The sequence below is a fragment of the Massilia sp. W12 genome (assembly GCF_037300705.1).
GTDB lineage: Bacteria > Pseudomonadota > Gammaproteobacteria > Burkholderiales > Burkholderiaceae_D > JACPVY01.
On the sequence record NZ_CP147776.1, the window covers coordinates 4,251,216 to 4,274,712 of the forward strand.

28 protein-coding genes are annotated in these 23,497 nt (G+C 58.9%); 12 read left to right on the forward strand and 16 right to left on the reverse strand.

Annotation, left to right across the window (positions count from 1 at the left end):
- Window positions 1-2: 2 nt before the first annotated feature.
- From V8J88_RS17070 to V8J88_RS17090, 5 genes are all read right to left on the reverse strand, one after another.
- Window positions 3-1,112, reverse strand: coding sequence for an aminotransferase class V-fold PLP-dependent enzyme (locus V8J88_RS17070; protein ID WP_338845424.1), 1,110 nt, complete (start codon window positions 1,110-1,112; stop codon window positions 3-5).
- Between the two features lie 71 nt (window positions 1,113-1,183).
- A complete protein-coding gene (locus V8J88_RS17075) occupies window positions 1,184-1,693 on the reverse strand; it encodes a type II secretion system protein (protein WP_338845426.1) in 510 nt (169 codons plus the stop codon).
- Window positions 1,680-2,078 (reverse strand): prepilin-type N-terminal cleavage/methylation domain-containing protein, encoded by a 399-nt coding sequence (locus tag V8J88_RS17080; RefSeq protein ID WP_338845428.1) that lies wholly within the window; start codon window positions 2,076-2,078, stop codon window positions 1,680-1,682. The genes V8J88_RS17075 and V8J88_RS17080 overlap by 14 nt, the downstream gene beginning before the upstream one ends.
- 19 nt (window positions 2,079-2,097) lie before the next feature.
- Window positions 2,098-2,565, reverse strand: coding sequence for a type II secretion system protein (locus V8J88_RS17085; protein ID WP_338845430.1), 468 nt, complete (start codon window positions 2,563-2,565; stop codon window positions 2,098-2,100).
- Window positions 2,562-3,764, reverse strand: coding sequence for a type II secretion system F family protein (locus V8J88_RS17090; RefSeq protein WP_338845432.1), 1,203 nt, complete (start codon window positions 3,762-3,764; stop codon window positions 2,562-2,564). Before V8J88_RS17090 ends, V8J88_RS17085 begins: the two co-directional genes overlap by 4 nt.
- Before the next feature lie 207 nt (window positions 3,765-3,971).
- Here V8J88_RS17090 and V8J88_RS17095 point away from each other — a divergent pair, with 207 nt between their 5' ends.
- Entirely contained in the window at window positions 3,972-4,208 is a 237-nt protein-coding gene (locus V8J88_RS17095) for a hypothetical protein (protein ID WP_338845434.1), read from the forward strand.
- Window positions 4,209-4,263: 55 nt separating this feature from the next.
- On the opposite strand, the gene V8J88_RS17100 is transcribed toward V8J88_RS17095, so the two are convergent.
- Entirely contained in the window at window positions 4,264-4,686 is a 423-nt protein-coding gene (locus V8J88_RS17100; RefSeq protein WP_338845436.1) for a GFA family protein, read from the reverse strand.
- A 302-nt stretch (window positions 4,687-4,988) separates the two neighbouring features.
- Here V8J88_RS17100 and V8J88_RS17105 point away from each other — a divergent pair, with 302 nt between their 5' ends.
- From V8J88_RS17105 to tcdA, 3 genes are all read left to right on the forward strand, one after another.
- Window positions 4,989-5,441 carry a hypothetical protein gene (locus V8J88_RS17105; RefSeq protein ID WP_338845438.1) on the forward strand — a complete coding sequence of 151 codons (453 nt, stop codon included), beginning with the start codon at window positions 4,989-4,991 and terminating at the stop codon, window positions 5,439-5,441.
- A 17-nt stretch (window positions 5,442-5,458) separates the two neighbouring features.
- Window positions 5,459-5,695, forward strand: a complete 237-nt coding sequence (locus V8J88_RS17110; protein WP_338845439.1) for a hypothetical protein — start codon at window positions 5,459-5,461, stop codon at window positions 5,693-5,695.
- Between the two features lie 175 nt (window positions 5,696-5,870).
- Window positions 5,871-6,680: a tRNA cyclic N6-threonylcarbamoyladenosine(37) synthase TcdA gene (gene tcdA / locus V8J88_RS17115; protein ID WP_338845440.1), complete on the forward strand. Its 810-nt coding sequence runs from the start codon at window positions 5,871-5,873 to the stop codon at window positions 6,678-6,680.
- A gap of 5 nt (window positions 6,681-6,685) precedes the next feature.
- Here tcdA and V8J88_RS17120 read toward each other — a convergent pair whose 3' ends face one another.
- Window positions 6,686-7,582, reverse strand: coding sequence for an aldo/keto reductase (locus V8J88_RS17120; protein ID WP_338845441.1), 897 nt, complete (start codon window positions 7,580-7,582; stop codon window positions 6,686-6,688).
- Window positions 7,583-7,729: 147 nt separating this feature from the next.
- Between V8J88_RS17120 and V8J88_RS17125 the strand changes: the two genes are divergently transcribed.
- From V8J88_RS17125 to V8J88_RS17155, 7 genes are all read left to right on the forward strand, one after another.
- Window positions 7,730-8,770 carry a phytanoyl-CoA dioxygenase family protein gene (locus tag V8J88_RS17125; protein ID WP_338845443.1) on the forward strand — a complete coding sequence of 347 codons (1,041 nt, stop codon included), beginning with the start codon at window positions 7,730-7,732 and terminating at the stop codon, window positions 8,768-8,770.
- A 73-nt stretch (window positions 8,771-8,843) separates the two neighbouring features.
- Window positions 8,844-9,779: a hydrogen peroxide-inducible genes activator gene (locus V8J88_RS17130; protein WP_338845444.1), complete on the forward strand. Its 936-nt coding sequence runs from the start codon at window positions 8,844-8,846 to the stop codon at window positions 9,777-9,779.
- On the forward strand, window positions 9,779-10,633 hold the full coding sequence (gene ubiA, locus V8J88_RS17135) for a 4-hydroxybenzoate octaprenyltransferase (RefSeq protein ID WP_338849914.1): 855 nt from the start codon (window positions 9,779-9,781) through the stop codon (window positions 10,631-10,633). The genes V8J88_RS17130 and ubiA overlap by 1 nt, the downstream gene beginning before the upstream one ends.
- 162 nt (window positions 10,634-10,795) lie before the next feature.
- Window positions 10,796-11,071, forward strand: a complete 276-nt coding sequence (locus tag V8J88_RS17140; RefSeq protein WP_338849915.1) for a DUF883 family protein — start codon at window positions 10,796-10,798, stop codon at window positions 11,069-11,071.
- A 71-nt stretch (window positions 11,072-11,142) separates the two neighbouring features.
- Entirely contained in the window at window positions 11,143-11,538 is a 396-nt protein-coding gene (locus V8J88_RS17145; protein ID WP_338845445.1) for a phage holin family protein, read from the forward strand.
- Window positions 11,528-11,851, forward strand: a complete 324-nt coding sequence (locus V8J88_RS17150; protein WP_338845447.1) for a YqjK family protein — start codon at window positions 11,528-11,530, stop codon at window positions 11,849-11,851. The genes V8J88_RS17145 and V8J88_RS17150 overlap by 11 nt, the downstream gene beginning before the upstream one ends.
- A gap of 9 nt (window positions 11,852-11,860) precedes the next feature.
- A complete protein-coding gene (locus V8J88_RS17155) occupies window positions 11,861-12,433 on the forward strand; it encodes a GNAT family protein (RefSeq protein ID WP_338845448.1) in 573 nt (190 codons plus the stop codon).
- 35 nt (window positions 12,434-12,468) lie between these two features.
- Here V8J88_RS17155 and V8J88_RS17160 read toward each other — a convergent pair whose 3' ends face one another.
- The 7 genes from V8J88_RS17160 to V8J88_RS17190 all read right to left on the reverse strand — a co-directional run bounded on the left by V8J88_RS17160 (window position 12,469) and on the right by V8J88_RS17190 (window position 19,419).
- Window positions 12,469-13,362 carry a hypothetical protein gene (locus V8J88_RS17160; protein WP_338845449.1) on the reverse strand — a complete coding sequence of 298 codons (894 nt, stop codon included), beginning with the start codon at window positions 13,360-13,362 and terminating at the stop codon, window positions 12,469-12,471.
- A 231-nt stretch (window positions 13,363-13,593) separates the two neighbouring features.
- Window positions 13,594-14,820 carry a SprT family zinc-dependent metalloprotease gene (locus tag V8J88_RS17165; protein WP_338845450.1) on the reverse strand — a complete coding sequence of 409 codons (1,227 nt, stop codon included), beginning with the start codon at window positions 14,818-14,820 and terminating at the stop codon, window positions 13,594-13,596.
- 11 nt (window positions 14,821-14,831) lie between these two features.
- The gene (locus V8J88_RS17170) at window positions 14,832-15,605 is read right to left on the reverse strand and encodes a lysophospholipid acyltransferase family protein (RefSeq protein ID WP_338845451.1); all 774 of its coding nucleotides are present in this window, start codon (window positions 15,603-15,605) and stop codon (window positions 14,832-14,834) included.
- A 22-nt stretch (window positions 15,606-15,627) separates the two neighbouring features.
- Window positions 15,628-16,173 (reverse strand): D-glycero-beta-D-manno-heptose 1,7-bisphosphate 7-phosphatase, encoded by a 546-nt coding sequence (gene gmhB / locus V8J88_RS17175; protein ID WP_338845452.1) that lies wholly within the window; start codon window positions 16,171-16,173, stop codon window positions 15,628-15,630.
- A 25-nt stretch (window positions 16,174-16,198) separates the two neighbouring features.
- The gene (glyS, locus tag V8J88_RS17180; protein ID WP_338845453.1) at window positions 16,199-18,283 is read right to left on the reverse strand and encodes a glycine--tRNA ligase subunit beta; all 2,085 of its coding nucleotides are present in this window, start codon (window positions 18,281-18,283) and stop codon (window positions 16,199-16,201) included.
- Between the two features lie 25 nt (window positions 18,284-18,308).
- On the reverse strand, window positions 18,309-19,223 hold the full coding sequence (glyQ, locus tag V8J88_RS17185) for a glycine--tRNA ligase subunit alpha (protein WP_338845454.1): 915 nt from the start codon (window positions 19,221-19,223) through the stop codon (window positions 18,309-18,311).
- Window positions 19,144-19,419: a hypothetical protein gene (locus V8J88_RS17190; RefSeq protein WP_338845455.1), complete on the reverse strand. Its 276-nt coding sequence runs from the start codon at window positions 19,417-19,419 to the stop codon at window positions 19,144-19,146. The genes glyQ and V8J88_RS17190 overlap by 80 nt, the downstream gene beginning before the upstream one ends.
- Window positions 19,420-19,540: 121 nt before the next feature.
- On the opposite strand from V8J88_RS17190, the gene V8J88_RS17195 reads away from it, so the two are divergent.
- A complete protein-coding gene (locus V8J88_RS17195) occupies window positions 19,541-21,754 on the forward strand; it encodes an ATP-binding protein (protein ID WP_338845456.1) in 2,214 nt (737 codons plus the stop codon).
- On the opposite strand, the gene nudB is transcribed toward V8J88_RS17195, so the two are convergent.
- The gene (gene nudB / locus V8J88_RS17200; RefSeq protein WP_338845457.1) at window positions 21,755-22,234 is read right to left on the reverse strand and encodes a dihydroneopterin triphosphate diphosphatase; all 480 of its coding nucleotides are present in this window, start codon (window positions 22,232-22,234) and stop codon (window positions 21,755-21,757) included. It abuts the gene before it with no gap.
- Entirely contained in the window at window positions 22,224-23,489 is a 1,266-nt protein-coding gene (locus V8J88_RS17205) for a glycosyltransferase (protein ID WP_338845458.1), read from the reverse strand. The genes nudB and V8J88_RS17205 overlap by 11 nt, the downstream gene beginning before the upstream one ends.
- Window positions 23,490-23,497: the final 8 nt, after the last annotated feature.

A 23,497-nucleotide genomic window follows, 5' to 3' on the forward strand; every position in this document is an offset into this window, starting at 1 on the left:
TGTTAAGCCAGCGTCTGCAACACTTGCAGCAGCTGGTCAATTTCTTCAGGCGGGTTGCTGATATGGGTCGAGAGGCGCACGCCAAAGGCGCGGCTGTCGCAGCGGATCTGCGCGGCTTGCAAGGCTTGCACCAAGGCTTGCTGGCGCGCGCCATAATGCACGATCAGGGTGCCGCTGCGGCGCGCATCTTCTGCCGGCGAGACCAGGCAGCCGGGCGGCAGCGCCTCGATAATGCGGCGGCTTTGCGCCAGATTATAGGCGCGGATCTGCGCCACGCCCACCGCATGCAAGCGGCGGATGCTGTGCGCCGCCAGCACAAATGGGGCCACCGAGGGCGTGCCGCCCCAAAAGCGGCGCGCGTCGGGATGATAGGCGAAATCGTGAATATCGAAGGCAAACGGATTGGCGTGGGAAAACCAGCCGACATCCGCCGGCTGGCAGCGCGGCAGGATATCGGCATGCGCCCATAGAAAGCCGGCCCCGGGGCCGCTGCATAACCATTTCACACATGAGGCCAGGAAAAAATCCGGCTGCAGGGCTTGCAAATCAATCGGCAAAATCCCCACGCCCTGCGCGGCATCAACCACGCTCAAAATACCGCGCGCGCGCGCCGCCGCCAATACCGGCGCCAGCGGAACCTGAATCCCGGTATTTGATTGCACCTGGGTCAAGAGCAGCCATTGCACATCTTCGCGCATGGCGTCGAGCCAGACCTGGGCCTCGCTTTGGTCCAGCGTGGCCGGCAAAAAGCGCAGGCGATAGCCCATGCGCTGCGCTTGCTGCGCGACAAACCCCATGCTGGGAAAATCGCTTTCGCTGAGCAAAATCACGCCGCGTTTGGGGTCTATCGGGAGCGCCTGCAAAATTTTGCCAAAGGCGCTGGAGAGATTGGTTTGCGCGCAAAACTGTTGCGGCGCGCTGTTGAGCAATTGCGCCAGGGCGGCGCGGAAATCGTCGAAAACCGTGATCCACTCGCCCCAGGGGTCGCCGGCGCCATCGGCCCAGGGCGCAAAGAAACGCTGCTGGAAATGGCTGGCGGCATCGGCCCAGGGCCGGCCCACGGAGTGGTGTAAAAGATAGATGCCATTGCTGGCGGCGAATTCATGTGTCATAGCGCAAGCCCGAAGCAAAACCGGCTCACTTTACCATAGCGCAGTGCGGCGATACGCGCTTGCCGATTGAATTACGATGGCTTTTGATTCGGGTTGGCGGCAGGCGGCGCCGGCAGCAACATATTCTCAGGCCAGGTAAAGCGCCAGCCGCTGTATTTGCTTTGATGCGCCAGCATGCTGTCTTCCGGCCTGAAATGGTCTTGTTTCAAGGGCATCGCCTCTGACAACGAATGCACGCCGACAATCCGCCCCTGCAGCTTGATCAAGCCCCATTCGGCGCGGCCGGTGATGGGGTCGCGCCAGATGCGGCGTAAATGCCGCACCGTGCCGGGAAAGCGCGGGTCTTTCAGCAAATCCTCCAGGCTGGCCGGATATTGGGGCCGGTCTTTGTCGGGACTTGCCGCCAGATAAGAGGCGATGGCGGCGCGGAATTGATGGCCGATGAAGATCAATTGTTCTTCTTTCTCGCGCTGCATGCTGGTGTGATGCATGTGGCTGCCCAGCGCCAGCCCGGCGCCGAGCAGGGCCACCAGCATCAGCGTCCATAAATAGGCGAAGCCGGCGCGCTCACAATTGTTCATACGGCGTGCCGTCCTGAGTGGCGCCGGCGGCGCCGCTGCGCACATCAGCCACGCCGGGCAAATCGATTTCCTGCGATAGCACCGGCGTCCAGCTTTGCTGGCTTTCTGTGATCGGGTCGAGCGGCAAGGCGCGCAGATACTTGGCGCTGACCAGTTCTTGCAGGTTTTCCGGATAGCGCCCGCGATCAGCATAAAACCGCTCAATACTGATGCGCAGAATTTGCAGATTTTCTTTCAGCGCGGTTTCGCGCGCGCGCTCGACTGATGCGTAATAACGCGGCAACGCGAGCGCCAGCAACAGGCCGATAATCGCCATCACCACCAATAATTCGATTAAGGTAAAGGCGCGCCGCGCACGCGTCTTGTGTTTCATTTGTTTTGGCATGTCCGCTTCTCCGCCTCTCTCACCATTGCGCCAGCGGCACGCCGTTCAAGCCGGTCAGGCTGGAGCGGCTGGCGACATCAAACACATCGTCGCCCTCGTCCCACACATCGGGCGGGCTGGTGGATGCGCGTTGCGCCCAGGTCGAGGCGGCGGGCCAATCCGGGTCGGCGAAGGGATCGCGCGGCAACTGACGCAAAAAGCGCAACATGCGGCGGTCCGGGCTTTGTTGATCGGGCACGCCATCCACCAGGGTTTGCAAATCAGGCGGATACAGGCTGACGCCGGGCGCACGCTTGATCTGGCCGCGCTCGCGCGCCCGTTTGTAGGCGTCAATCGCGCTGCGGATCTCATGCAGGGCATTGCGCAATTGCGCTTCGCGCTGGCGCTGCATGGCATGTTGAATCGGCGGCACGGCAATCGCCGCCAGGCTGGCCAGCATCGCCAGCACCACCAGCAACTCAACAAAGCTGAAGCCGGTTTGCTTCATAAACTGCCCGCCAATTCAAAAATCGGCAAATACATCAGCACCACCACGCTGCCGATCACCACCCCGATCACCGCCATCAGCAAGGGTTCCAGCAAGCGCGATGCAAGTTCAATCTGGCGCGCGAATTCTTCATCATGAAAGCGCGCTGAGCGCTCCAGCATTTCCGCCAGGCGGCCCGTGTTTTCCCCCACTTTCAAGAGCGATTGCGCAACCGCCGTGGCCAATTCATGCGCTTCCAGGGCGAGGGAAAAGGTTTGTCCCTCTTCCACGGCGCGGCGCGCCAGCGCGAGCCGGCTTTGCTGCCCCGGCTGCAACAAAGGCCCGGCCATTTGCATGCCGCGCGTCAAGGGAATGCCGGCGTGCAGCAAGAGACTGAGCGCGCGGTAAAAACGGGCCAGGCGGAATTCCGCGCTGCGGGTGGCCAACAGCGGCAAGTCGAGCGCAAGATTGAGCAGGCGCGCGCGCACCGCAGCCTGGCGCAAAAGCCAGAATAAAAGCAGCAGCAGGCCAAGTCCCAGCGCGCTCATCAGCCAGCCATGTCCGGCCAGCAGACGGCCAAAACTGAGCAGCCATTGCGACAGCAAAGGAATATCGCGCCCGGAGGATTCATACACCACGGCGAATTTCGGCGTGACATACACCAGCAAAAACAGCGTCACCAGCGCGCCCATGGCCAGCAAGAGTGCGGGATAAACTGCGGCGGCGATCAATTTGCGGCGGATGGTTTCAAACTGCAATTGATAGCTGACATAGCGCGCCAGACTTTGCGGCAAATCGCCGGAACGTTCAGCCGCACGCATTGAGGCCACGTAGATATCGGGAAAGATGGCCGGAAACGCCGCCAGGGTGTCGGAAAAATTTTTGCCATGCTGCAGCGATAACAGCATGGCGGCCAGGGTGGCGCGCGCACTGCTGCGGCTTTCTTTATTGTGCAGCGTGGTCAGGGCTTCATGCAGATTCAAACCGGCTTCCAGCAGGGTCAGCAATTCCTGGCTGAATTGCAATAAGGGGAATTGGCCGCGCCGGGTGCGCGCTTCCTGCGGCGGCAAGTCAATCGCCAGCACCTGCCAGCCATTGCGCGCGGCGGCGCGAATCGCCTCGACTTCATTCACCGCCTGTACGCACAGACGCTGTCGGGCGCCGCCGGCGCCTTGCACATCCAAGTGGTAATCCCTGCTCTGTTCCGGTTGCAGCTGCATGCTCTCCCCTGTCTGGTCGCGCTTCACGATACACGATGCGTTGCAGGCGCACAAGCAGGCGCCACAGTTCGCGTCAAGCTGTTTTTTGCATTTTGCCCTACAGCCCGGGCAAAGCCTGCCGTTAAAGGGCTAGCATACACAAAACCACACTTGCCAGCGCAAGTAGCGGATGCGTGTTGCTTTTTTTTGAAAAACCGTGAGGTCATTATGGACGCTAAAGCAGTTACCGCAAATCAGGCGGCGCAAACTGCAGCCAGCGCAGCTCTGCGTCAAAAGCCGGAAGCGGAGGCAGCCACTGCCGCCGCCAAGCCGGCTGGCGGCAAAGAGGCGCAAGCTGAAGCTGCGCCAGCCGGATTGACAGCATCCCAAACGGTGCAAGATGTCAAGCCGACGGTCAACACCAGTGGCCAGGTCATCGGCTCGACCATCAATACCACCGCTTAAAATCTGTGTGATTGATTTTTCAAGCCCGCGTCATGCGGGCTTTTTCTTTTGCGCGCTATGTCTTGCTTAAGGCCGGATCGTTTTTGCGCGGCAAGGCGTCATCCAATGAAATCCAGCTGACATGGGTGTCGTAATAGGCGTGCATCACCGGTTCGCGGTCGAGCGGATCGGTGAACATGGCGCGCGCCACATGCACCTCGCCGGGCCAGCCGGCGCCTTTGAAAAACAGGCTGCTGCCGCACTGTCCGCAAAACGCGCGCTGGCCGAAGGGCGCCTTATACCAGCGCAAAAGCTGCTGCGCATCATGCACTTGCAATTGCTTTTCCTCCGCCCCGACCCAGGTTACAAACGCAGCGCCATGCGCACGCTGACAGCGCGTGCAATGGCAATGCGCCACCCATTTGGACGGCAGCGCGAGGGTGAAACTGATTTCGCCGCACAGACAGCGGCCACGGGCTTCGGTGGGCAGGATGGACATGGTTATGCTCCATTGGAAAAGGCTGGAAACATCTTAGCGGAAAGCATCGCTATGCGGTTTGATGGAGGGATGTTTTTTGCAGGGGCGCAATGCACAATACAAAAGATGGGAAGCAAGAAAGCAGTCGCTTTCAACGCAAGCTGAGGCATACGGCGTCTGTTTCCTGATACAATGAAAATTGTTAATTATATTTTAATATTTTATGCAATTAAAATATCTTTCTATTCTTCTCACTTCACGCTTCAGCAAAACCTGACACACACATCAGCAGACCCCAAGACGACAATGACAGGAGGATTCAAATGAGCCAAACAGACACTGATTTTTACCGATCAGTTCTCATTGCACAGTTCCCTGGCGGAACGATTATTGACAAAAACCCGGCCCCCGAAGTGTTGTATCCCGACTTTGAACCCCGCGTTTTGCCTGACGGAAGAGTTCGGGACGCCGATATTGAAAAGCAAATAGATAAGGATGGCTCAGTTTGGGTTAAATCCAGGGGTGGTACGTCTCTTTTTGACAAAGATGCTGTTTTCCCACGGAAAAAATGGACTACCTTCCATATCCCGAACGGTACAGAAATTCCCGATGGCATCATTATCCGCTTTACTGGTTACAACAAAAAGTATGATGCAAACCATTATCAAATCGAATCCAAAGCCGGTCTGATGAGAATCGACGCATACAAAGGCGCCTTGGACAACCTGGCCCGTAATGCAATCGCCAGAGCGGTTGAATTAGGTAAAACACGATAAATCGAAAGGAAGCATAGATGGCTAATGTTAATGGCATCACACTCGCTCAGGCCATTCGCGCGGTGGATCAAATCATGCTGATGCTGGAAGAAAAGATGAGGGATTGCGACCCGGACAGCGATGCATATGAAGAAATGGATATGGACTACCTGGCTTATATGAAGGCCGCGCATAGCTTGCGTAACGCTTATGAAGAAGAATATGCCGCCAGCAGCAATTTAGTGGCGTATGAGCGATTACTGGCCCAGCGCTGAAACAAGGCAGGCGGTGCATTCACGCGGGAATGAAACAGAATCCGGGCCGAAATTCAGATGCAAACACAAGCGGCGCCCGCTTTTCGCCATTCAGATCATTGTCAGCGGCAGCCTGCCCGGCGCAGCTGTGCGCCACCCGGTATAATTCGGCCCATCTTTTTTGCCGCGTCACACCATGAACACTCCCGCACCAGCTTCCACCGATGTTGATTACGAACGCCGCTTTGGCGGCATCGCCCGCCTGTATGGCGCGGATGGCCTGGCGCGGCTGCAGCGCGCGCATGTGTGCGTGATCGGCGTGGGTGGGGTCGGTTCCTGGGTGGTGGAAGCCCTGGCGCGCAGCGCGGTCGGGGCGCTGACCCTGATTGATCTGGACCATGTGGCCGAGTCGAATATCAACCGGCAAATCCAGGCGCTCTCTTCCACCCTGGGCATGGCCAAGGTCGAGGCGCTGGCGCAACGCATTGCGCAAATCAATCCGCGCTGCCAGGTCAATCTGGTGGAAGACTTTATCGCCGCCGACAATCTGCGCGAATTTCTGGGCGACGCTGCTGCACCGCGCTTTGATTATGTGGTGGATGCGATTGATTCAGTGAAGGCCAAGGCCGCGCTGATTGCCTGGTGCAAGCAACACGGCTTGCCGCTGGTGACCATAGGCGGGGCCGGCGGGCAGATTGATCCGGGCAAAATCGCCATCCGCGATTTGGCGCGCACCGAGCAAGAACCGCTGCTGGCCAAGGTGCGCAAGATTTTGCGGCGCGAATATGGTTTTGCGCGCGGCGAAAAAAACAAATACGGCATCGACGCGGTGTTTTCAATGGAGCCGCTGCGCTACCCGGAAACCGACGCCAGTTGTGAAGTGGATGCTGCGGCCGGCGTAAGCGGCCTGAATTGCGCCGGGTTTGGCTCCGCCACCGTGGTCACGGCCAGCTTTGGCATGCAGGCGGCGGGGCTGGTGCTGCGCCGCCTGGCCGGCGCGGAATAAACGTCTTATTCCACAGGCCGCCCGCGCATCGCCTGCCACAACTCAAACCAATCTTCACGCGGCAAATCCAGACTGCAGGCGGCGACAGCTTCCCGTATCGCCGCAATCCGCCCGGAGCCGGTCAGCGGCAGCGCGCGGCATGGCAGCCGCAGCAGCCAGGCATACACCAGGGTGGCGATGCTGACTTGGTGCTTGATGGCCAGCGCTTCCAGGGTGGCGCGCAAAGCCGGCGGGCAATCCGCGCCAAACAAACGCCCGCCGCCCAGCGCAGACCAGAGCATGGGACGCACGCCGGCGCTTTGCAGCAAATCCAGCGCGCCATCCACAATCGGCAGCCAATACAGCGGCGAGAGTTCGATTTGATTTGTCACCAGCGGCCAGTGCGCATTTAAGGCTTGAAATTGCGCGCTGGAAAAATTGGATACGCCAAAGTGACGCACCTTGCCGGCTTTGTGCAATGTATTGAAAGCATGTGTGACTTCGCCAATGTCTAGCAGCGGGTCGGGACGGTGCAGCAAGAGCAGATCCAGATAATCGGTGCGCAGTTCGCGCAAGCTTTGCTCGGCGCTGGCGATAATGTGGCGCGCACTGGTATCGTAGGCTTGCAAGCGGTATTCCGGTTTATGTCTGGAAGGCAGGCAAATGCCGCATTTGCTGACCAATTCCATTTTCGCGCGCAAGCCGGGTTGCTGCGCCAGCGCCGCGCCGAATAAAGATTGCACCTGATAATCGCCATAAATATCGGCGTGGTCGAAGGTGGTGACGCCCAATTCCAGGCATTCTTGTATCAAGCGCAGATGGCCGGCCTGCTCCCAATCGCACATGCGCCACATACCGGCCACGATGCGGGAAAATTCCGGGCCTTGCGGCGCGATTTGAATACGGGGACATAGAGTTGACATAGCGGTCCTTGGCGGCTGGTGCGCAGTGAGCGGAATAATAAGCAGATGCCCGCCAGTATAAATCAGCTCGGCGCCGCCGTTTTTTTCACGTCCTGCGGGTGTAAGATGCGCAAGCGGTCATAAGGCCGCTTTTGCATTCACGCCACCATGCCAAGCACTAATTTATTACCCGGCGTTCCCGCCATTGAATCGCCGTTTTTCGAGGCGATTTTCGCCGACGCCGATGATGCCCTGCAGCAAATCGCACGCCAGATGCAAGCGCGCGGCTTTGCTGTGATTGAATTCCCCGACCCGGATTTTGCCGCCGTGGCAGACGGCATACGCCAGAATCTGACGCCGCATTTCAATTCCGGGGCTTGGCACAGCTTTCGTCAGGGCGCACCGGCGGACTTGCGCATACGCGACGCCTGGCGCATCGATGCCGGGGTGCGCCGGATTGCCGCCAATCCGGGAATCCTGGCTTTGCTGAGCAAGCTGTACGGCAAACCGGCCTGGCCGTTTCAAACCCTGAATTTTCCGGTCGGCACAGAACAGGCGCTGCATTCAGATGTGGTGCATTTTCATTCTGTGCCGGAGCGTTTTATGTGCGGCGTGTGGGTGGCGCTGGAAGACATCACCCTCGACAACGGCCCGCTGTTTTACTACCCCGGCAGCCATGCCTGGCCGGTTTACACCAATGAACATATTGGCCGCTGTCTGTCCACTCTGCCACAACGCCCCGATCAGCGCCCGTTTGAAGCCATGTGGCAAGCCCTGGTTGATGCGCATGGCGTGCAGCCGCAACAATTTTTGGCGAAAAAAGGACAGGCCTTGATCTGGGCCGCAAACTTGCTGCATGGCGGCAGCCCGCATCTGAACCGGGCGCTGTCGCGCTGGTCGCAGGTGACACATTATTTTTTCGAGGATTGCGTCTGGTATTCGCCGCTGTTTTCCGATCCATTTTATGGCCAGATTTATTTCCGCCGTCTGCTGAATATCGCCAACGGCGAATTGATGCAGCCGCAATATTGCGGCGAAGCGCTGCCGCCGGGCTTTATTGAGGCCACCCGCAGCACACAACCTGACGGGCCATGGCCGTTTGATGAGGCGGCCTATCTGGCGGCGAATCAGGATGTGGCGCAAGCCGGCATGAATGCGCGCGAGCATTATGTGCGGCACGGCCATGCTGAGCGCCGCCGCCGCACATAAGGCGGCGCGGCGGATTTTGCCCGCAGCGCGCAAGCAGACTACAATGGGGCTTTTCGCCTGCCTGCTTTAGCGCATGACTCTGACTGAACTCAAATATATTGTTGCGGTGGCGCGTGAGCGCCATTTCGGCCACGCCGCCGAAGCTTGCCACGTCGCCCAGCCCACCTTATCAATCGCCATCAAAAAACTGGAAGAAGAATTGGGCGTCAGCATTTTTGAACGCAATAATGCGGAATTGGCGATCACCCCGATCGGCGCGCAAATTGTGGCCCAGGCCGAACAAGTTTTGCAGCAAGCCGCCGCGATTAAAGAAATCGCCAAACAAAACAAAGATCCCTTGAGCGGCCCGCTGCGGCTGGGCGTGATTTACACCATCGCGCCATATCTGCTGCCGCGCCTGATCAAACGCGCGATTGCGGAAATGCCGCAAATGCCCTTGATTTTGCAGGAAAATTTCACCGTGCGCCTGCTTGAGATGCTGCGCCAGAATGAGTTGGATGCGGCCATTCTGGCGCTGCCGCTGCCCGACGCCGGCCTGCATGTGCTGCCGCTGTATGACGAACCGTTTATGGTGGCGCTGCCGCCGCAACACGCCTGGGCCAAGCGGCGCCAGATTGCGGCGGCGGATTTGAAAAATGAAACCATGCTCTTGCTCGGCAACGGCCATTGTTTCCGCGACCAGGTGTTAGAGGTCTGCCCCGAAATGATGCGCTTCGCCACGGCGGAAAATGGCATGCAGCGCAGCTTTGAAGGGTCATCCCTGGAAACCATACGCCATATGGTGGCCAGCGGCATCGGCTTGACGGTCTTGCCTGCCGCCGCCGTGCCGGAAAAAAGCGGGGCCGACGGCTTGGTGTATCGCCCGTTTTGCGCACCGGCGCCAAACCGGCGGGTGGCCCTGGTCTGGCGCAAAAGCTTTCCGCGTCAGGCTGCGATAGATGCGCTGGCGCTCGCCGTGCGCGCTTGCGCACTGCCGGGCGTGCAAATGCTGGCGGAGGATGCGGCATGATGCGCAAATTACGCCTCTACTGCCTCTTGGTGCGGCTGGATAAACCGATTGGCATTTTGCTCTTACTGTGGCCGACGCTGGCCGGTTTGTGGCTGGCCAGCGCCGGCCAGCCGGATTGGTCGCTGTTGCTGATTTTCACGCTGGGCACAGTCTTGATGCGTTCAGCCGGCTGCGCCATGAATGATTATGCTGACCGCGATATTGATTTGCATGTCAAGCGCACCGCCGAACGGGTGCTGACCAGCGGCCAGATCAAACCGAAAGAAGCGCTGCTGGTGGCAGGCAGCCTGGCGCTGCTGGCGTTTGCCCTGATTCAGCCGCTCAATACTCTGACCAAGCTGCTCTCCTGCGCCGCGCTGGCGCTGGCGATCAGCTACCCCTATTTCAAGCGCTTTTTCGCCCTGCCCCAAGCCTATCTCGGCATCGCCTTCGGTTTTGGGATTCCGATGGCCTTCGCCGCCGTGCAAAATCAAGTGCCGCTGCTGGCCTGGGTTTTGCTGGCCGGCAATATTTTATGGGCGCTGGCGTATGACACCGAATATGCGATGGTGGACCGCGATGATGATCTGAAAATCGGCATCCGCACCAGCGCCATCACCTTTGGCCGCTTCGATGTGGCGGCGGTGATGTTGTGTTATGCCGGCTTTTTATTGCTGACCGCCTGGTGCGGCTGGCAAGCCGGGTTGCGCTATTTCTTTCTGGCCGGCATCATGGGCGCCGCCGGAATCGCCGTGTATCACTATTTTTTGATCCGGGGACGCGAACGCGCGGCTTGTTTTACCGCATTCCGCCACAATAATTGGCTGGGCGCAGTAATATTCGCTGGCATCGCACTCGACTACGCGCTACGATAATCCGGTCAGGCGCCTGCGCCACGCATCAAGCAGCATCTTGCAACAGTCCGGTTTGCGTTTTTTTCAACACTAAGTGCAACACTTCAGAAGGAGCAGCATATGGAATCCAGTCAAGACTTCGGCGCGAATGGTTCGGCCACCCAGGAAGCACGCGAAAAACTGATGGGCGATCTGAAAGTGGTGATCCGCGATGCGGAAGAACTGCTGCGCAACACTGGCGCCCAGACCGGCGAAAACTTCCGCGCCGCCAAAGAGAAATTTGAAAACTCCCTCTCCAACGCCAAACACCGCCTGCAAGATATGGAAGACGCGGTGGTGGCGCGCGGCAAAGCTGCAGCGCGCGCCACAGACCAATATGTCACTGAGCACCCATGGCAATCGGTAGGCCTGGCCGCTGCTGTCGGCTTGATCGCCGGTTTGCTGATCGCGCGCAAATAAGCGTGCGCGCTTTTCTCTGACCATGCCATGCAAGCCCGCCTTGCATGGCATGCTTTTTTGGCAGGTGAATAATGGCGTTTTCTGATTCGCTGCGGCGTTTGTCCGCCAGCGTCCTGGGTTTGCTCAGCAACCGGCTGGAATTGGCCGCGCTGGAGCTGGAAGAAGAATGGCAGCAGTTTTTAGCGGTCTTGTTGGCCGCCCTGGCCGCCCTGTTCTTCCTTGGCATGGCCTGCACCCTGCTGGTGGTGCTGGTGCTGGTGTTGAGCTGGGAAAACCACCGGGTGTTAGCGATTTGCGTGATGGCCGGCTTGTTTGGCGCGCTGGGTTTGCGCATTGCGCTGGTGGCGCTGGCGAATTACCGCAGCCGCCCGCGTCTGTTTTCCGCCACCATGGGCGAATTGCAAAAAGATTTGCAAGGTTTGCGCGGCCAGCCTGAGACAGCACAGGAGAAGCAGCATGGCGGATGATTACCAACAAAGACAGCAGCGCCGCGCCGCGCTGCTTGAACAAAGCACGCAAAGGCGCGCCGAATTGCTGCAAGAGTGGGGCGCATGGCGCGGCAATCTGCAACGCATCGACGCCAGCTTCAGCCTGCTCAAATCGCTCAGCCGGCAACCCATGGTGATGCTGGGCCTCAGCGCGCTGATCGTCTGGCTCAAACCGCAGCGCGCCCTGCATCAAGTCAAAGCCGGTCTTTCCCTGTTTGAAAGCGCAAATAAAGTACTGCCGCTGTTGCTGCCTTTGCTGCAAAGTTTGCTGGCGGGTTTGCGCAAACGTTAAGTCAAGCCTATGCAACCCTGCTTACCAGAACAAATCGAATCCGAACGTTTGCTCATCCGTGTCGCCCGCCCTGGCGATGGACAGATTTTCAACCAGGCGATTCACGCTTCCGCCGCCAAACTGGCGCCCTGGCTGGGCTGGGTCACGCCGCTGCCGACGCTGGAACAATCGGAACAAAACTGCCGGCGCGCCTATGCCCGTTTTTTGTTGCAGGAAGATTTGATGGTGTTTTTCCTGTTAAAAGAAAATGGCCGCCTGATTGGCGGCAGCGGCTTGCACAAAGCGGATTGGAAGCTGGGGATTTTTGAAATGGGTTACTGGGGCCATGCCGAATTCGGCGGCGCCGGTTTGATGAGCGAAGGGGTGCGCGCCTTGAGCGATCATGCCTTGCAGGCAATGGGCGCAAACCGGGTCTTTCTGACCACAGATGAAAAGAATGAAGCCAGTTGGCGCCTGGCCGAGCGCGCCGGTTTCACTCTGGAAGGCGTCTTGCGCCTTGACCGGCTGGATATTCAAGGCCGCTTGCGCAATACCCGGGTGTATGCGCGCGTGAGCCAGCGTCTGGGACAGACGCCGGAGTAAGCCCGCTTACCCCGGTTTTCTGTCCGCAACAGGACTCAAGCCGCGCGCCACAGCTCCGGCTGTACGCGCTGCATCAGATCCTGAATGCCATCCAGCCATTCGGTGAAGATCGCAAAGGTCTGTTCAACCGCATGACAGCACTGGGCAAATTGTTCCTGACTCAAGTTCAGATCACGGAAGGCGGCGTCGGCTTCGCAGGCGCACGCAATCGTCTGTTGAATTTGCGCCGTGTCCTGATTCACCAGATGGCCGGTTTCCAAGGCCAGATGATAATCGCCAAAATAACGCATCGCGCCCGGCTGCTGCGGATACGCTTCCTGCGCCAGGGCCGCTGTTGCGCCAAACATCACCAAACCGGTCGCCTCACCCGCTTCGATGATGGCGAAACGCACCACAGCATCCTGTCCCAGCACATGAACCAGGCGGGCATAGCTGTGCAACAGTTTGCGGTTATGGCGGTTGGCGGCGTCGCCCCACAGGAAAGACAGGGTGCGGGTCGAGATTGAAGGCAAGGCGCGCCTGGCGGCTTGCAAGCTGGCCATGGTGTCCGCGCTTTCTTCGCGCTGATCCGCGCCCGGCAGGGCGGGAATCTGGCTGGCGTAGAGATCCAGCAAAGCGTCGCCACCCAGTTTTTCCCATTCTTCGATAAAGAGACGGAAATGGCTGGCGTCTTCGATTGCGTGTTGATTAATCGCCATTTCCAGCGCGCTTTGCGGTGCGGCATAGGGCGCGACAAAATCATTGAAATCACGGAAACCCAGGATGAAATGGCTGATCGCGGGAGCAAAACAACGCAGTTTTTGCAAAGCGCTTTGCGCCCCCTGGCCGGCTTGCAAATGCTGCCAAAGCGGGTGACGCTGGTAACTGTCTGTGCATGCCTCGATGCGGGCAAACACTTGTTGCATGCTGATGCTGTCGTATAAAGCCATGGGGGATCTCCTGCGTTGCACATAAGAAAGAATGGCTGCGCAGAATATCACAATGAAATCAAAAAGCAATGATTATTTGTCTTATGGAAACTGTATTGTATTTAAAATCAGTACAGAAGCACTTTAATCGCCCCTGAACAATGTCAGCAGAACAGTTCAGTCGAACGCCGGCTTGCTGCTTCGCTCAAGCGGGCCTGCGTTTGTGGCTGCTGCAAATGGGGATGGGCAGGCTTACAAGCCTGGCGGCAGTTTGCGGCTGGCGTCTTTGAGCTGTTCGCGCGCGGCTTTGTATGCCGGGAAATAGGTCCCGACCACGGCCCAGAAACGCGGGCTGTGGTTCATTTCCTGGCGGTGCGCCAGCTCATGCACCAAGACATAATCCACCAACGCCGGATCAAAATGAATCAGGCGCCAGTTCAAGGCGATCACGCCTTGCGCGCTGCAGGAACCCCATTGGGTGCGCGCAGCATTCAAGCGCATGCCGGCATAGCCGATTTGCATTTGCTGCGCCCAGTGCGCCAGGCGCTTTTCCAAATAGTCGCCAGCCTGTGCTTGCAGCCAGGTGTGCACGCGCCGTTTGAGTTTTTCCGGGCTGGCCTCGCCGGGCAGTTGCAAGCGTAAAACATCGCCTTCCAGATGCGCCGGCTGGGCCGCGCCGCGCGCCGCTTGCAAGCGCAATGTCCGTCCCAAATATGGAAAACTGACGCCATCAGCCCAGACAAATTCCTGTTGCGGGGTATGCGCGGCGCGTTGCGCCAGTTTATCGACAATCCAATCCTGTTTGCTGCGCAAGGCCGCTTCCACTGTCGGCAGCGGCATGCCATTCGGCGCGGTCACAGTCAGTCCGTCTGCGCCGATGGTGAAGCCCACTGTTTTACGCCCGGAAAATTTCAGCTGATAAGCAACCGTCTGTCCCAGCAGGCTGATGCTGTGCGCGGCAGGCGTGTTTGCGGGGGGCGGCGTGAGCTGCAAATGGCGCAGAATCCAGGCGCTTTTTTGCTGTAAAAAAGCATCCAAATCGGCTTGCGGATACATCAAGGGGACAGTCACGCGCAGCAGCCCGGCGCGGATGCGCAGGCTGATGCCTTGCACCAGAGCGTGCTTGAGTTGATAGGGAATCGCATGGCCGCCGAGTTCAATTTGCATGAGACGCGAATTATCCTCCAGCTCGCTTTGCAAGCGGCGCTTGGTATAGGGACGCGAACGCGGCGCGCTGTCGGCGGGCGCGGGCGGCGCAGCGGCAGGCTTGGCGGCGGACGCAGCCGCCTCCAGTTCGCGCAATTTGGCCAGAATACGCGGCCCCTGCTCCTGCAACATGGCCTCGATTTCGGCCACGCCGGCCCCAAGCGGGGCCACCACTTCCAAATTGCGCCCTTGCAAGTTGAGCGCATAGTTCAAGCGCAGGCGACGCTTGACCTGATACTCCAGCACCGTCCCTTGCAAATTAATCTGCGGCAAAGCGGCGCTCCTTATGCCTGACGCGCCTGATTTTGCGACAACGCCTTCTCATGTGCATAGACGTGTGGCGAAATCACGCGCATTTCGGCTTCGATCCAGCCCTCCACTTCTTTCATCAGCTGGTCAGCCGTTTTTCCTTGCGAAGCAATCGGTTTGCCAATCGAAACCGTGATCTTGCCGGGATATTTGAGGAAGGAATTTTTCGGCCAGCATTCGCCCGAATTGACGGCGATGGGCAACACTTCGACCCCGTTTTCAATTGCAAAACGGGTGCCGCCGGTTTTGTATTTGCCGGCTTTGCCGACCGGAATGCGGGTGCCTTCCGGGAACATAATCACCCATTGACCGCTGTTTAAACGCTCTTTGCCGATTTCCACCACCATCTTGAAGGCGTCCGCCCCCTTGCTGCGGTTAATCGGAATCATGCGCAGCAGACCTAAGCCCCAGCCGAAAAACGGCACTAAAATCAATTCGCGTTTGAACACAAACACCAGCGGACGGCGCAAGGCCATCAGATAAAAAATGGTTTCCCAGGCCGATTGGTGCTTGGAGAGCACGATGATGGGACGATCCGGCTGATTTTCCTCGCCACGGATTTCATATTCAATGCCGCAGACATATTTGGCGGTGGCGATCACCGCCACATTCCAGCGCGAAGTAACCCAGTAGCGGATTTTGTAGGGAAAAGGCGCGGCCAGCATACACACAAAGCACCAGAAAAAGGCGCCTAAGGCCATCACCAGAAACAGGATCAGGGAACGCACAAACAAACTGACTTTTTTCAACTCAAACTCCCTGTGGACAGCTTCAGGCTTGCGGCTGGGACAACAGATGTTCCACCACGTCAGCCAGATGATTAAACTGTTGCGTGCCGGGCGGCAGGCCGCCGATATCGCGTGTTTTACGCCCTTTGCCGGTCAGCACCAGATAGGGCGCGCAACCGACGGCAAAGCCGGCTTGCAAGTCGCGCAGCGAATCGCCCACCGTGGGCACGCCGCGCAAACTGATGTTGTAGCGTTTGGCGATGGCGTGAAACAGGCCGGGCTTGGGCTTGCGGCAATCGCAATTGTCTTCCGCCTGATGCGGGCAAAAGAACACGGCGTCAATCGAGGCCCCGACCAGTTGCGCCGCTTCATGCATTTTGTGATTGATGGCGTTCAATGTGCCCATGTCGAACAAACCGCGCGCCACACCGGATTGATTGGTCGCCACCACCACCCGGTATTGCGCCTGGTTCAAGCGCGCAATCGCTTCCAGCGAACCGGGCAGCGGTTTCCATTCATCCGGCGATTTGATAAAGGCGTCTGAATCTTGATTGATCACGCCATCGCGGTCGAGAATGATGAGTTTCATCCACTGCCCTTTCGCTAGTCAGGTGTTACGCTGAGAGGCGGGAAATATCCGCCACCAGGTTCATGAGCTGATGCAATTGCTGCAACAGCGCGAGGCGATTATTGCGCAGCTGCAGGTTTTCGTCCATCACCATCACATCGTTGAAAAAGGCGTCCACGCCTTCGCGCAAAGCCGCCAGTTGCAGCAGCGCGGCGCGGAAGTCGCCCTTGGCGGCAGCCTCCATCACCTGCGGCTGGCAGGCGCGCAGCGCTTCAAATAACTGCTGCTCTGCCGCCAGGCCGAGCAGACCGGCGTCCACCGCGCCGGCCGGGGCCGCCGTCTTTTTCAGAATATTGCTGATGCGCTTGTTAGCGGCGGCCAGGCTGGCGGCTTGCGGCAGCGCGGCGAAGGCTTGCACCGCTTCCAGGCGTTGGGTAATGGTGTCGAGTTGGTCCGGCTCCGGCGCTACCACGGCTTCGACTTCGTTTTGCGCGAAGCCGCGTTCTTTGAGCTGACCGCGCAGGCGTTCATACAAAAAGGTTTTGACTTCGGCGCGCGCGTCTTTGTATTGGGCGCAAGCGTCGAAACCGGCATGCGCCGCGTCCAGCAGGAAGGAGAGCGGCAGGGCCAATTGTTTTTCCACCAGCATGCGCAAAATCCCCAGCGCATGGCGGCGCAGCGCAAACGGGTCTTTGTCGCCGGTCGGCTGCAGGCCGATGCCCCAGATGCCGACCAAGGTTTCCAGCTTGTCGGCCAGCGCCACCGCTGTGCCGGTGTGGCTGGCCGGCAGCGCGTCGCCGGCAAAGCGCGGTTGATAGTGTTCGGCGGCGGCGGCGGCCACTTCTTCATGCTCGCCGTCGTGGCGCGCGTAATAACGCCCCATAATGCCTTGCAGTTCCGGGAATTCGCCCACCATATCGGTCAGCAAATCGGCCTTGGCCAGCTCAGCGCCGCGCGCCGCCAGCTTGACATCCCAGCCCATGCGGGCGGCGATTTTTTCCGCCAGCGCCACCACGCGCGCAGTGCGCGCGCCCTGGCTGCCGAGTTTATTGTGATACACCACCTGCTCCAAACCGGCGATGCGGGCGGCCAGCGGCTTTTTCTTGTCCTGCTCAAAGAAGAATTTGGCGTCCGACAGACGCGGCCGCACCACGCGCTCATTGCCGTCGATGATGGAATGCGGGTTGGCGGTTTGCAGATTCGAGACAATCAAAAAGCGCGAGCGCAATTTGCCATTGCGGTCGGTTAAGGCGAAGTATTTTTGATTGGTTTGCATGGTCAGAATCAGGCATTCCTGCGGCACCGCCAGGAATTCTTCTTCAAACTTGCAGGCGTACACCACCGGCCATTCGACCAGGGCGGCGACTTCCTCCAGCAGCGCTTCCGGCATCAAGACCAGATCTTCGCCGGCTTGCGCGAACAGGGCTTCGCGAATTGCTTCTTTGCGCTCGGCAAAGGAGGCGATCACCTTGCCCTCTTCCTGCAAGCGGCTGGCGTATTCGTTTGCATGCTGAATTTGCAGCATGCCAGAAGAGAGGAAGCGATGGCCGCCGGTCTCACGCCCGGCTTGCAAACCCAGCGCTTGCAGCGGCAGCACGGCATCATCCAGCAGGGCCAGCAGGCGATGCGCCGGGCGCACGAATTGCACTGATTCGCCATTCGGCAATTGATACGTCATCAGCTTGGGGATGGGCAGCTTGCCCAGGGTTTCATCGAGCGCGGCTTGCAAGCCTTGCGCCAAGGCGATGCCGGCGGCGGTGTAGGTGGTGAAAAAACTTTCGGCTTTGCCATCCGGGGCGCGTTCGAGCTGTTCCACGCTTAAATCAGGAAAACCCATCGCCGCCAGTTTTTTCTTCAAGGGCGCCGTCGGCTGGCCATTGGCGTCCAGCGCCACGCTGACCGGCAGCACTTTTTCGCGGATTTGCTTATCCGGCGAGTTGGCCAGCACGCCAGCGATGCGCACCGCCAGGCGGCGCGGGGTGGCAAAGCTTTCCACTTGCGCATCCGCCTGCAGCAGATCGCGGGCGGCCAGGCCTTGTTGTATGCCTTGCGCAAAGGCGGCGCCGAGTTTGGCCAGCGCTTTCGGCGGCAGTTCTTCAGTAAACAGTTCGACTAACAGTGTGTGGTTCATTTTCTGCAATCCATGAAAGCGCCGCTTATGCCGGCTGTTGCTGTGCCTGCGCCAAAATCGGGAAGCCCAGCCGTTCGCGCGAATCGTAATAGGCTTGCGCCACCATGCGCGACAGGGTGCGCACGCGGCCGATGTAGGCGGCGCGCTCGGTGACGGAAATCGCGCCGCGCGCGTCGAGCAGATTGAAGCTGTGCGAGGCTTTCATGATCATTTCATACGCCGGCAGGGTCAATTCCAGGCCCATCAGCCGCTTGGCTTCGGCTTCGTAGTGGCTGAAATGCGCAAACAGCGCGTCCACATTTGCGTGTTCAAAGTTGTAGGTGGATTGTTCGACTTCGTTTTGATGGAACACATCGCGGTACAACAGGCGTTTTTGCACGCCGTTTTCTTCCCACTGCGTCCACACCAGGTCGTACACGTTTTCCACGCCTTGCAGATACATCGCCAGCCGTTCCAGGCCGTAGGTGATTTCCCCCAGCACCGGCTTGCAATCCAGCCCGCCGACTTGCTGGAAGTAGGTGAATTGGGTCACTTCCATGCCGTTTAACCAGACTTCCCAGCCCAGGCCCCAGGCGCCCAGCGTCGGGCTTTCCCAGTCGTCTTCCACAAAGCGCACATCGTTTTCCTGCAGATTCAGGCCGAGTGCGGCAAGCGAGCCGAGATACAGTTCGAGGATGTTTTGCGGGGCCGGTTTCATCACCACCTGATATTGGTAGTAGTGTTGCAGGCGGTTCGGGTTTTCGCCGTAGCGCCCGTCTTTCGGACGGCGCGACGGTTGCACATAGGCGGCGCGCCAGGGTTCCGGGCCGACTGCGCGCAGGAAGGTGGCGGTATGGAAGGTGCCGGCCCCGACTTCCATATCATATGGTTGCAACAGGGCGCAGCCATGGCTGTCCCAATACTCTTGCAATTTCAAAATCAGTTGTTGGAATGTGAGCATTGTTTTGTTCCATGCAGACGACAGTCCTGCCTTGGGCTGGTTTTCTTGCTCGAAATACAAGAAACACTGCGCTTTTGCTGGTTGGAAAGTCCAGTGCCGGCGGGCTTTGCGGGAAGGATGACGCCATCAAAAATTTTTCAGAATCGTGGATTTTAGCTTTTTTTAACAGGATTGGCGAAACCTGTTCGCTGATCATGGCGGCGCGCGGCCCCCGGCCCGCCTAAGCCGGCATTTTTGTGCCAGAATGGGGCGATGCGCCATTGCGGCGCCTTGCACTGCCTGCTGCACCTTGCGTTTTTGACCACAGGAACCCGGGTATGGATGCTTCGCTGTCGCAACATGCTGTCCGCAAACGGCTCTGGCTGCTGGCTGGCGCCGCCGGCCTTATGCTTTTGCTCGGCGCCTTGGCGCTGAGCGGCGCCGGCTGGCTAAGCATGGTCGGGATGCTGGCGACAGCCTTGTTTATTTGGCGCCAGCTGCACTTACTGGCGACGCAGTTGCAACAAACCCTGGCGCAACACGCCAGCAGCATGACGCAGCAGGAAGCTCACTTCAATCAGCGGCTGCAACAACAAGAAGCGGCCTGGCAGGAAGCTTTGCGCCAGCGCGAAAACGCATTACAGACCAGCGAGCAGCATTTACAGTCCTGCCGCCTTGATCCCTCCTCCCAAGCCGCCCGCCATGCCCCTTGCGGCTTGTTCGTGCTGCAACTTGATGCGCCGCAGCAGGCCAGTTTGCTGTGGCACAACCCTGGTTTCGCCAGCCTGTTCGATCTGCATTCCGAAGATCAACCCTTCAACGCATGGCTGCAAGGATTGCAGGCTGACAGCCGGAATGCGCTGTGGCGCATCATACAAAGCGACGCGGAAACCATTGAATGCCATTTGCAAATGCAAGAGGGACAAACTGCACGCTGGCGCTGCCTGCATGCGCGCGCGCTGCGACGTAATGGCCAGACTTTGTGGCATGGGGTCTGCCTGGATTCCAGCGCCACCCGGCAACGCCAGCAGGCGCTGGAAGAAGCCAACCAGGCCAAGAGCGCATGGCTGGCGCAGATGACGCATGAAATCCGCACGCCGATGAATATTATTCTGGGCATGAGTTATCTGGCGCTGGAGTCAGATCTGACGCCCGGACAGCGCGATTATCTGGAGAATATCCGCCTCTCGGCTGAGCATTTACTGTCCCTGATCAACGATATTCTGGATATGTCGAAAATCGAAGCCGGCCAGCTGACGGTGGAAGAAGCCGATTTCGATTTGCGCGAGACGCTGGACAAACTCAGCCGGCTGATGCTGAGCAAGGCCGAGGACAAGGGCTTGCGCTTTGAAATGGTGATGGGTGAGCAAATCCCGAGTTCTTTGCGCGGCGACGCCTTGCGCTTATCGCAGATTTTGATCAACTTCATCGCCAACGCCATCAAGTTCACGCATCATGGCTCAGTCAGTCTGCATATTCATTGCGAAGAGCAGCAGGCGGATTGTGTGCAGATCGGCTTTGCCGTGATCGACACCGGGATTGGCATGAGTCAGCAGCAAATGGCGCGCCTGTTTCAACGCTATCAGCAAGCGGAAGCCTCGACCAGCCGCAAATTCGGCGGCACCGGTTTGGGGCTGGCGATCAGCAAGGAATTGGTGGAATTAATGGGGGGCAAAGTCGGCGTGCACAGCGAGCAGGGCAAAGGCAGCCGATTCTGGTTTTCTGTGCGCTTTGCGCGCAATCTGGACGTCAGCCGGCGCGAACAGGATGCGCAGGCGGCGAAAGAGGCCGCCGAGCGCGCCAAGGAGGCCATGCGCGGCCATCGCATTTTATTGGTGGAAGATCAGCCTTTGAACCAGAAAGTGGCGCAGGCGATGCTGAAAAACGCCGGAGCTGAGGTGGTCATCGCAGAAAACGGCCAGGTCGCCCTTGATATCCTCAAACAGCAGCGCTTTGATTGTGTGTTGATGGATATGCAAATGCCGGTGATGGATGGGGTCACGGCGACACGCGCCATCCGCGCCAATGCCGCAATGGAAGATCAGTTGGTGATCGCCATGACCGCCAGCGCCTCGATGCACAACCAGGCTTTGTGCATGGCGGCCGGGATGAATGATTTCATCACCAAACCGATCAAGCCGGCCATGCTGTACGCGGCGCTGGCGAAATGGCTGCAACCACTGAGCGAGACTGAACCGCAAGGCGAGCCGCTCAATGCTGACAGCTTTAATCTGTCACGCTTGAGTCAATTGGTGGGCAATGATCCCGGCGTCTTGCGCCGCTTTGCGCAAATGTTTGCCGACACCCTGTCGCAGACCATGTTTGAGATGGAAGCCGCATGCGCGGATGGCAATTGGCAATTGCTGCAAACCCTGGCGCAGTCTTTGCGCAGTGAAGCGCTGTCAATGGATGCGCAGGAATTCGCGCAACTGTGTATGCAATTGGAACAGCAATGCGGCCAGCAGGCGCACCCCGAAATTGCGCAAATCCTGCGCAAAATGCAGCCGATGGCGGCCAATATTGACCGCCAAATCGCCAGTCTGCCGGAATAATCAGTCTTGCAAGCGCTGCGGCAGTTGCAGCACGGCCTCCGCATTTGACGGCGAAAAACACAAATCGGCCGCCTCGCGCCAGGGCAGCCAGCGATAGTCGCGATGCTCACGCGGGCTTAAACGCGGCGCCAGCGCTTGCGGCAACAGCAGGCCGAACACGCGCTCCGTATTGTGTGTCACGCCTTCCGGGTAGCGATGGCGCCAGACCGGGTAGATTTCATACACATTCTCCAAGGCCCAATCGTGCAAATTCTGCTGCGGCAGGTTTAACACCGCGTCAGCCTGCGCGGCGCCGACGCAAAACCCGGTTTCCTCGGCCACTTCGCGTTGCGCTGTGAGGCGCCAATCTTCGTCCCAGCTGTCTTTGGAACCTGTCACCGATTGCCAAAAGCCGGGACGGTCGGCGCGTTCGATCAAGAGCACTTGCAGATCTGCGGTGTAGATCACCACCAGCACCGATTGTGGAATTTTATTGCCCATGTGATTGCATTCCTGAAGTTGAGCGCGCCGCCAGCTGCGCCAGCGCGCCCAGGCAGTTTTGCATGCTGGATGGCGCGCTGGCCATGCGTGCGGCGATTTGCCGGCAGTGCGCCGGCGGCTGCGCCAGCAAAGCCAACAGACGTTTCGCGCTCAAGCGCCGCATCGGCAGGCTCCAGCCCACGCCCAGCGCTTGCAAGCGCGCGCCATTATCAAATTGATCGTAAGCGCAGGGAATCGCAATCTGCGGCACGCCAGCCGCCATGCCTTCGGCGCAAGTGCCGATGCCGCCATGGTGCAGCAGCCAGCTGACATGCGGCAACAACTGAGAAAGCGGGACAAAATCCTGCCAAAACACGCTTGGCGGCAAGGGCGGCAAATGGGCCTGACTGGCGGTGAGAAAAATGGCGCGCTGTTGATTGCGGCGCAAAACCTCAAGCGCGATGTCAAAATAGCGGCGGCCATGCCGATATGCGCTGCCCGGCGTAAATAAGAGCGGGGCAGCGCCCTGCTGCAAAAACGCCTGCAAGGCCGGCGGCAAAGCCGCTTGCGCATCCGGATTGTGCAGGGGAAAACCGGCATGCATGAAATGCGCCGGCCAGTCCGGCTTGGCCGGGCCGAACCAGTCGGGAAACATGCCCAAGGCCAGCTCCACCCCATCGGCAAAATGGCCGATTAAATCGGACAGCAGCGGCAAACCGAGCGCCGCTCTGGCTTGATTCAGATCCGCCAGCATCTGCGGAAAATGCACTTTCCGCTCACCGGCGCGCCATAACATGCGGCGCAGCCAGAACGGGAACCAGGCCGGAACCCGGTGTTCCCCCAACAGCAGCGGATCGTGCAGCGTGCGTAAATTACTGGGCGCTAAAAACAGTGCGGCGGCGCGCACCCCGGTTTGCCGCTCGCGCCATAAATTCATGGCCGGAACCAGAAATGGATGGCAAACCAGCAGCGTGTCCCGGTTTGCGGCCAATTGTTGCAACAGGGCCGGCAAGCGCTGCATCCAGGGCCAGCTGTATCGCCACAGACAATAAAAACCTTCGTGCACATCCCAGACTTGCGGCGCATCCAGCGCGGCTTGATAGTCCGCGTCCGGCATCAGGGCATGAAACGGCACGCCAAGCTGCGCCGCATGGGGCGCCATATTCGGGGTGGCGATGCACTGCACCTCATGCCCGGCCTGACGCAAGGCTTGCGCCAACGCCAGATAGGGGAAAATATCTCCCGCCGTGCCGTAACTGATCAATATATATTGCATGCCTTGCT